Below are 8,858 nucleotides of genomic sequence, written 5' to 3'. Positions count from 1 at the left end.
AAGACCACCGTCGCCGAACTGCTGCAGACGCTCGCCGTCGACAACCAGGGCTCGGTGCCGGTCAACTTCGGCAGCGGCTTTGCCGCAGGCGCCTCTGGCATCTCGCTGCGGGGCCTGGGCACCGCCTCGACCCTGGTGCTGCTCAACGGCCGCCGCATGGCACCCTACGGCCTGGCCGACGACGGCCAGAAGGTGTTCGCCGACCTCAACGTCATCCCGTCCGACGCCGTCGAGCGGGTCGAGATCCTGAAGGACGGCGCCTCGGCCATCTACGGTTCCGACGCCATCGCCGGCGTCGTCAACATCATCCTGCGCCGCGACTTCCAGGGCACCACCGCGCGCGCCATGGTCGGCACCGCCGAGGCCGGCGATGGCCAGCACCACAATGTCGCCATCACCTGGGGCAAGGGCGACCTGGACACCGACCGCTACAACGCGCTGCTGACCTTCGAGTACAAGCGCACCGACGAGATCTGGAACCGCGAGCGCGGCAACCGCGACTATATCGGCAAGGTCGACCTGCGCCCCTGGGGCTTCTCGGCCCAGGAAGGGCTGGGCGGTACCGGCGCCATCGTCGGCAACAATGCCGCCGGCAGTGCGATCAACGGCAACGTACGCAATCCCGCCACGCTCAACTACTACAACCGCGGCAATCCTGCCGGGGAAGGGTTCACCCGTACCTTCCCGGGCGCGGCCTGCAGCAACTTCACCAACCATCCGCAGGGCGACCCGCTCGGGGGGTGCCTGATCGATGCCCCCTTCCTGTACAACCAGATCCAGCCGCAAACCGAGTACGTCTCGCTGTTCGGGCGCGGCACCGCCATCGTGCGCCCCGGGCTCGAGGCATACGGCGAGCTCAACCTGTACAGCAACCTGACCCAGTCGTCCACCACGCCGTCCGGGATCAACGCCAACGTCGGCTACCCGGGCGGCCCGGTCAGCAACGCAGGCGTGCAGTTCGGGGCCACCCACCCCGACAACCCCTACTTCGGCACGCCGGCACGCCTGCGCTACCTGGCGGCCGACGTCGGGCCGCGCCGCTCGGACATCGAATCCTATTTCACGCGCGCGCTGCTGGGCATCCGCGGCACCAACTACGGCTGGGAGTGGGATACCTCGCTGCTGTATTCGCGCAGCAAGGTGACCAACGAACGCACCGGCTACCTCGCACGCGACGCCACCTTCGCCCTGCTCGACCCGAGCCCGGCCAACGTGGCGGCGGCGATCGCCAACAACCCGGCCTACCGGGCGCTGCCGGTCGGCACCTACTGGCGGATCGCCGAGAACGCCGGTCTGAACTCGCCGGCCGTGTACGCCGCGCTGTCGCCGCTGATCAGCAATGACGCCCACACCGAGATCGCCCAGGTCGACTTCAAGGCCACGCGCGAGTTCGGCAAGCTGCCCGGAGGAGCCCTGGGGGTGGCGGTCGGCGCCGAGTTCCGCCACGAATCGGCCGAACTGGAGCCGACCACGGGCACCGAGCGCGGCAACATCATCGGCCTCGGCTATTCCGCCTACGACGGCCAGCGCAACGTGGCCGCCCTCTACGGCGAAGTGCTGGCGCCGGTGTGGCCCGGCGTCGAAATCACCGGTGCCATGCGCTACGACCATTTCACCGACGTGGGCGACGCCTGGACGCCAAAGGCCGGCATCAAGTGGACGCCGGTGCGCAACTTCGCCCTGCGCTCGACCTTCGCGCGCGGCTTCCGCGCGCCCAGCCCGGCGGAGAACGGCGTCGGCGGCCTGGCCGCGTTCGCCAATGCGGCCGACCCGCTACGCTGCGCCCTGGGCGTTCCCGGAACCTGCAGTAACTTGTCGGTGGCAATCATCACTTCGCCGAACCCGGCACTCAGTCCGGAACGTTCGAAGAGCTGGAACGTCGGCGTCATCTGGGACCCGCTGCCGCGTACCAGCATCTCGCTTGACTTCTGGCAGATCAAGCGCAAGAACGAGATCAACCAGGAGCAGATCGATGCCGCCATTGCCGCCGGCAGCGTGGCGCGCGACCCCACCACCGCAGACCCGGCCATCCCGGGCGACCCCGGCGCCATCACCGCGGTGCTGGCCCGCTACGTCAACTCGGCCAGCACCAAGGTGCGCGGCATCGACCTCGACGCGCGCCAGAGCTTCCCGCTGCCGAGCGGTTACGGCAACCTGGTGTTCGACGCCAAGTACACCTTCCTCGACAAGTGGGAGCGTACCGAGCAGGACGGCACCACGCGCGACTATGCCGGCACCCACGGCAACTGCGACGTGACCAACTGCGTGGGCACGCCCGACCACAAGGTCAACCTGCGTGCCACCTGGGAGCGCAGCAACTGGCGCGTGTCGGCCAACGTGAACTACCGCGGCCGCATCGACAACACCCTGTTCAAGAACGACCCGGCAGGCTGCGCCGCCCACTTCGCCAACGGCAACGACGCACCGACCGATTGCGAACTGGCCTCGATGACGACCGTCGACCTGGTGTTCCGCTGGAAGCCGCAGCAGCGCTGGGAAATCTTCGGCTCGATCCAGAACGTCTTCGACAAGAAGGCCCCGCTCGATCCGCTGACCTACGGCGCGGTGTCGTACAACCCGCTCGACTACTACGGCGCGATCGGCCGCTTCGCCACCCTGGGAGCGCGCTACACGTTCTGATGCAAGCGGCTCCGGCAGACCGACAGGCAGGGCGGGACATTCGTCCCGCCCTGCACTGGCGACCTGCGCACACCGCTATCACCTGTCGTGCTTGCCTTACTTTGCTCTTACTTTGCTTCGCCTTGCCGCTCGCCCACCATCCAACCGGAGTCCATGATGACCGAAACCATCCTGTCCCGTGTTCTGCGCCGGCTGTTCGCCTGCGGCTCGGCGGCCGGCCTCGCCCTGTGCGCGCCGCCGCTGCTGGCCCAGACCTCGCCTCCCGGCCTGCAGCCGCCGCCGACACCGACGGCGGCGCCGATGCAGCGTGTCGAGATCACCGGTTCCTCGATCCGGCGGCTGGCGACCGAGACCTCCTTGCCGATCACAACGATCCGCGCCGCCGATTTCGCCAAGCAGGGCCTGGCTACGGCGCAGGAGGTGCTCAATGCCATCCCCATGAACCAGTCGTCGGAAGGCTCGACGGCGGCGGTGGGTTCCGGTACCGGCGGCCGGGCCACCGCCGACCTGCGCGGCCTGGGTGGCGACAAGACCCTGGTGCTGCTCAACGGCCGGCGGCTGGCGAACCATCCCTACTTCGCCGATTCGGTCGACCTGAACATCATTCCGGTGGCCGCGCTGGAGCGGGTCGAGGTGCTGCGCGACGGCGCTTCGGCGATCTACGGCACCGACGCCATCGGCGGCGTGATCAACTTCATCACCAAGCGCTCGGTGGAGGGGGCGGCCTTGAGCGTCGAGGCCTATGAACCCTGGGCCCAGGGTGGCGGCCACGAACAGCGCATCAACCTGTCAGGCGGCTGGGGCGACCTCGAACGCGACGGGCTCAGCATGTGGGGCGTGATCGACTGGCACCAGCAGAGCCCGCTGCGCGCGACCGACCGCAGCTTTTCCAACACCGGCATCCGGCCCGAGCGCGGCTTGTTCGAAGTCAGCGGCACCACCTTCCCCGCCAATTTCTTTTCCGACCTCGGCGTCACCGGCAATCCCTATGCCCCGGCCTGCCAGCCGCCCGCCTCGGTGGCGCTGCCGGGCGAGCCCCTGTGCGCCTTCGACTACACCCGCTTCGTCGACAACATCCCCAAGACGCGTCAGTTCAGCGCCATGGCCCGGCTCAACAAGAAGTTCGGCGAGCACACGGCCGGCCTCGAATTCGTGCACGGCCGCAGCACCAACGAGGCGCAGGTCGCACCGCCGCCGCTGTCCGGCATCGGCGTGATCATGACCGCCGACAGCCCCTTCTATCCGGGCAACGGCATCGTACCGGCCTTCCCCGGCCTGACGGGCGAGCCGCTCGACATCTCCTGGCGGCCGCTGGAATCCGGGCCACGCAACAACTTCGATTCCAGCATCACCGACCGCCTGCTGGCCAGCCTGGAGGGCAACGTGGCCGGATGGGACTACAACACGGCGATCTCCTATTCGCTGGGGAAGGCGAAGAGTGTCTTCAACGGCGGCTACGTGATCGACCAGCGCATCATCGACGGGGTGGCGGCCGGCATCCTGAACCCCTTCGGTCCGCAAAACCCTGCGGGCGCCGACTACCTGCGCAATTCGCTCCTGTCCGGCGAATACCTGCATGCCCGCATCCACAGCGCCGCGGTGGACGCGCGCGCCAGCCGCGAACTGATGACCTTGCCCGGCGGACCGCTCGGCTTCGCCATCGGCGCCGAATTCCGGCGCGACCGCGCCAAGTATTTCGTCAACCGCGCACTGGCCTCGCAGGCTTCCAGTTCCGGCTCGGCCGACGCCCAGGACCAGGCCGGCCAGCGCAGCATCTCGGCCCTGTTCAGCGAAGTGAACGTACCGATCGTCAAGGACCTCGAGCTGAACGTCGCCGCCCGCTACGACCACTACAGCGATGTCGGCGGCAGCTTCAACCCGAAGGTGGCGCTGCGCTGGCAGCCGAGCCGGCAGCTGCTGTTGCGCGGCTCCTTCAACAAGGGCTTCCGCGCGCCGACGCTGTTCGACCTGTACGGCCCGCAGACCACCACCAACAGCTCGGACACCTACGACGACCCGGTACTGTGCCCGAACGGCGTGCCGGCGCCCGGCGCCAACCCGAACATCGCCTGCGGCCAGCAGCAGCTCGTGCGTACCGGCGGCAATCCCGATCTGTCGCCGGAACGTTCGCGCACCTACAGCGCCGGCATCGTGGTCGAGCCCCTGCAAAACCTCAGCGTCTCGCTCGATTACTGGAACATCCGCCTCAAGGACCAGATCAACGAGCTGGCCGAGCAGACCCTGTTCACCAACTTTGAAAAATACCGCGACCTGTTCGTCTACGACCCGACCGGCACCCGCCTGCTGTACGTGCTGGCCGTTACCGACAACCTCGGCGAAGTGAAGACCCGCGGCCTCGACCTGTCCGTGGCCTACCGTATGCCGCGCACGCGCTTCGGTAACGTCAGCGTCAACCTGGACGGCACCTACGTCAACAAGTACGACTACCAGAACGAGCCGGGCGGACCGTTCACCCAGAATGCCGGCCGTTATGCAGACGCCACCCCGGTCTTCCGCTGGCGCCATAACCTGCTGTTCAGCTTGATGCGCGGCGACTGGACCTTCAACCTGGCCAACCGCTACATGTCGCACTACCTTGATCAGAACACGGCGGTGGCGCCGGAGTTCTTCAACAAGGTCGGGCATTACTCGATCTGGTCGCTCTCCGCGACCTATACGGGCAACAAGAAGGCCGAGCTGACGGCGGGCATCAAGAACCTGTTCGATAAAGATCCGCCCTTCACCAACCAGGTCACCAACTTCCAGCTGGGTTATGACCCGCGTTATACCGATCCGCTCGGCTTTACGGTCTATGCGCGCGTGACCTACCGCTTCTGACCAGGATGAAAAAAAGCCGACCTGCTGGGATCGCGGGTCGGCTTTTACCTTGGAACGACGTGCGTCAGGCGGTACCGCCGACGGTGACACCGTCGATGCGCAGGGTCGGCTGGCCAACGCCGACCGGCACGCTCTGGCCTTCCTTCCCGCACACGCCCACGCCCGAATCCAGGCGCATGTCGTTGCCGATCATCGAGATGTTGTTCATCACTTCCGGACCATTGCCGATCAGGGTGGCGCCCTTCACCGGATAGCTGATCTTGCCGTTCTCGATCATGTAGGCTTCGCTGGCCGAGAACACGAACTTGCCGTTGGTGATGTCGACCTGGCCGCCGCCGAAGTTGACCGCATACAGGCCGTTCTTGACAGAAGCCAGGATTTCTTCCGGATCCTTGTCGCCGGCCAGCATGTAGGTGTTCGTCATGCGCGGCATCGGCAGGTGGGCGAAGGATTCGCGGCGCGCATTGCCGGTGACCGGCATCTTCATCAGGCGCGCATTCATCGTGTCCTGGATGTAGCCCTTCAGGATGCCGTCCTCGATCAGGGTCGTGCACTGCGTCGGGTTGCCTTCGTCATCCATGTTGAGCGAGCCGCGGCGGTCCTGCAGGGTGCCGTCGTCGACCACGGTCACGCCCTTGGCCGCGACGCGTTCCCCGATGCGGCCGGCGTAGGCCGAGGAACCCTTGCGGTTGAAGTCGCCTTCCAGGCCGTGGCCCACCGCCTCGTGCAGCAGCACGCCGGGCCAGCCCGGGCCGAGCACGATGGTCATTGGGCCCGCCGGCGCCGGACGCGCTTCCAGGTTGACGCAGGCCGACTTCACCGCTTCGGTCGCATACTTGTCGAGCAGCTCGTCGCTGAAATAGCCGTAGTCGTAGCGTCCGCCGCCGCCCGAGGAGCCGACTTCGCGGCGGCCGTTCTGCTCGGCGATGACGGTGACGGACACGCGCACCAGCGGGCGGATGTCGGCCGCCAGCACGCCGTCGCTGCGCACCACCAGCACCACGTCGTATTCGCCGGCCAGGCCGGCCATCACCTGCACCACGCGCGGGTCCTTGGCGCGCGCCATCTTCTCGACACGCTCGAGCAACTTCACTTTCGCCGTCGCGTCGAGCGAAGCGAGCGGATCGTGCGGCAGGTAGAGCGAGCGGCCGCCGGTCGGGCGCGCCGCGGTGGCGATCTTCACCTTGCCGCTGCCTGCACGGGCGATGGTGCGGGTAGCGGCCGCCGCGTCCAGCAGCGCCGCTTCGGAAATGTCATCGGAATACGAAAAGGCGGTCCGGTCGCCCGATACGGCGCGCACGCCGACGCCCTGGTCGATCGAGAAGCTGCCGGTCTTGACGATGCCCTCTTCCAGGCTCCAGCCTTCACTCTTCGTGAACTGGAAATACAAGTCGGCGTAGTCGACCTTGTGCGTGAACATCGACCCCAGCGCGTTCAGCAGCTTGCCCTCGTCGAGGCCGAATGGCGTCAGCAGCACGTCGCGTGCGACAGCCAGGGAGGAAAGGTTCGGTTCGAATGGTTTCATTTTGCGTTCGGTCGTTCGATTGGAAAGTGCATTGTGCCATATCCACGTGCCTCGTACCGGGCACGCAAGCCAGTGAGTGCTGGACGTGGGACAAGTTCTTGAGCACATTGCTACCCTTGCAACATCGGCAACAATGACGCAGCATACGCCAATCGTCCCCAGAGAAAGTTGCCATGTCCAGATTGCAGCATTGTATTTCCGCATCCGCCCTGCTGTTCGCCGGCATGCCGGCCCAGGCCGACAAGCTGCCCGAACGGGTCGTGATCGTCGAGCTCTGCATCGCGCAACAATCGCCGGAGCGCGTCGAAGCCGTGCTGACGAACCCGGTGGAGAAATTGCTGATCGGCCTGCCTGGGGTGAAGACCTTGAACAGCATCACCGGCCATGGCGGTGCCCGCTTCGAGGTCCATTTCGAGGACGACGCCGGCGAGGACGATGCCGGCAGCGTGGTCCAGGCACTCGATGGCAGCGAGCCAGGCCGCGGTGCTGTGGTCCTGTCACGCTCGGTTCAGCTCGGCCAGCCGCTGACGGCAGGACAGGCTTTCGGCCACGCCGTCTGCGCCGAGGCGAAGCGGCGCTAGCGTACGCACGCTCACCATGCACATGATGCGTGGCGCCCGTGCGCGCTGCTCCCTGCTCTCTTAGAGCTTGCGGTGCTTCAGCGCCGGCAGGCTCTCGCGCACGCTGGTCAAGAAATCCTCGTCGAGCATGCCGCTGATGACGCCCTCGCCTTCGCGCAGCACCGCCTTCACTTCGCCCCAGGGATCCACCAGCATGCTATGCCCGAAGGTACGGCGTCCATTCGCGTGCAGTCCACCCTGGGCCGAGGCCAGTACGTAGCACTGGTTCTCGATCGCGCGTGCGCGCAGCAGCACTTCCCAGTGCGCCAGGCCGGTGGTGTGGGTAAAGGCGGCCGGCACGATCATCAGGATGCACTCGCCCATTGCCCGGAACAGCTCCGGGAAGCGCAGGTCGTAGCACACCGACAGGCCGACCCGGCCGAACGGCGCCTCGAAACCGCCCACGCTGATCCCCGGCACGATGGTGCGCGCCTCGTCGTAGGATTCGCTGCCTTTGTTGAAGCCGAACAGGTGGATCTTGTCGTAGCGGCCTACCTTCTCGCCCTCGGGGTCGTAGACCAGCGTGGTATTGAGCACCTTGCCGTCTTCCTTCGACACCAGCGGCAGCGTGCCGCCCACCAGCCAGATGCCGTGCTCGCGCGCGAGCCCTGCCATGCTGTCCTGGATCGGCCCGGCGCCGTCAAGCTCGGCATGCGCCACCTTGTCGCTGTCGCTCATGCCCATGATCGGCCAGTATTCCGGCAGCGCCACCAACTGCGCGCCTTCGAGCGCCGCCTGCGCCACCAGACGGCGCGCGGTCGCCAGGTTGTCTTCCACCTGCGGGGTGGACACCATCTGCACTGCGGCTACCTTGGTCATGTCCTTGTCACTCCTTCTTCGCATTGGGGCGCGCACTTGCCTGGGGCTGCGGCCTGGCCTGGCCCGGCGGCGGCGCGGGATTGTCGATCTTGGTGATGGTCGGGGACCGCCACGGCCCCGAGATCTGCATCTGGTAGGTCAGCGCCTTCATGACCGGCGCGCGCAGGAACAGTTGCGCCAGGTAGCTGCCGATCCCGACGATCGGATTGACCGCCAGGCCGTACACCAGGGGCCCGGTGCCGAGGTTGAATTCTGGAATCACCACCACCCGCAGGTTGGTCGTCTCATGGGCGATGTCGGCACTACCGTCCATCAGGATGGTCGCTGCCACCCCATGCATCTTGAGGTTGTCGGTGCGCAGCACGCCGCGCTGGATCATGGCGTTGGCGCTGATGCCGTCGAAGGCCAGGCCTTCC

6 protein-coding genes are annotated in these 8,858 nt (G+C 66.7%); 3 read left to right on the top strand and 3 right to left on the bottom strand.

The features are described 5' to 3' along the window. A partial coding sequence (locus tag MA09_RS02340) for a TonB-dependent receptor (protein ID WP_036245030.1) occupies positions 1 to 2,640 on the top strand: 2,640 nt, incomplete at its 5' end. Positions 2,641 to 2,793: 153 nt separating this feature from the next. After that, positions 2,794 to 5,478, top strand: a complete 2,685-nt coding sequence (locus MA09_RS02335; RefSeq protein WP_036245026.1) for a TonB-dependent receptor — start codon at positions 2,794 to 2,796, stop codon at positions 5,476 to 5,478. A 64-nt stretch (positions 5,479 to 5,542) separates the two neighbouring features. On the opposite strand, the gene tldD is transcribed toward MA09_RS02335, so the two are convergent. Then, positions 5,543 to 7,003 (bottom strand): metalloprotease TldD, encoded by a 1,461-nt coding sequence (gene tldD, locus MA09_RS02330; RefSeq protein ID WP_036245025.1) that lies wholly within the window; start codon positions 7,001 to 7,003, stop codon positions 5,543 to 5,545. A 173-nt stretch (positions 7,004 to 7,176) separates the two neighbouring features. Here tldD and MA09_RS02325 point away from each other — a divergent pair, with 173 nt between their 5' ends. Continuing rightward, positions 7,177 to 7,584 (top strand): hypothetical protein, encoded by a 408-nt coding sequence (locus MA09_RS02325; RefSeq protein ID WP_152594537.1) that lies wholly within the window; start codon positions 7,177 to 7,179, stop codon positions 7,582 to 7,584. Between the two features lie 60 nt (positions 7,585 to 7,644). Here MA09_RS02325 and MA09_RS02320 read toward each other — a convergent pair whose 3' ends face one another. Together MA09_RS02320 and MA09_RS02315 are read right to left on the bottom strand one after the other, a co-directional pair. Then, positions 7,645 to 8,442 (bottom strand): carbon-nitrogen hydrolase family protein, encoded by a 798-nt coding sequence (locus tag MA09_RS02320; RefSeq protein ID WP_036245019.1) that lies wholly within the window; start codon positions 8,440 to 8,442, stop codon positions 7,645 to 7,647. A 7-nt stretch (positions 8,443 to 8,449) separates the two neighbouring features. Then, positions 8,450 to 8,858, bottom strand: a 409-nt coding sequence (locus MA09_RS02315; protein WP_036245016.1) for an AsmA-like C-terminal region-containing protein, incomplete at its 5' end; no start/stop codon positions are given.

Origin of the sequence: Massilia sp. BSC265 (assembly GCF_000740675.1) — a bacterium.
In the GTDB taxonomy this organism is placed as follows: Bacteria; Pseudomonadota; Gammaproteobacteria; order Burkholderiales; family Burkholderiaceae_D; genus Telluria.
The sequence above is the reverse complement of the archived record's forward strand: the minus strand, read 5'-3'. Positions and strand labels throughout refer to the sequence as shown.

What these genes read in the sequence shown, in the direction of transcription:
- MA09_RS02335 (WP_036245026.1), top strand. Translation starts at nt 2,794, where the DNA reads ATGATGACCGAAACCATCCTGTCCCGTGTTCTGCGCCGGCTGTTCGCC.
- tldD (WP_036245025.1), bottom strand. Translation starts at nt 7,003, where the DNA reads ATGAAACCATTCGAACCGAACCTTTCCTCCCTGGCTGTCGCACGCGAC.
- MA09_RS02325 (WP_152594537.1), top strand. Translation starts at nt 7,177, where the DNA reads ATGTCCAGATTGCAGCATTGTATTTCCGCATCCGCCCTGCTGTTCGCC.
- MA09_RS02320 (WP_036245019.1), bottom strand. Translation starts at nt 8,442, where the DNA reads ATGACCAAGGTAGCCGCAGTGCAGATGGTGTCCACCCCGCAGGTGGAA.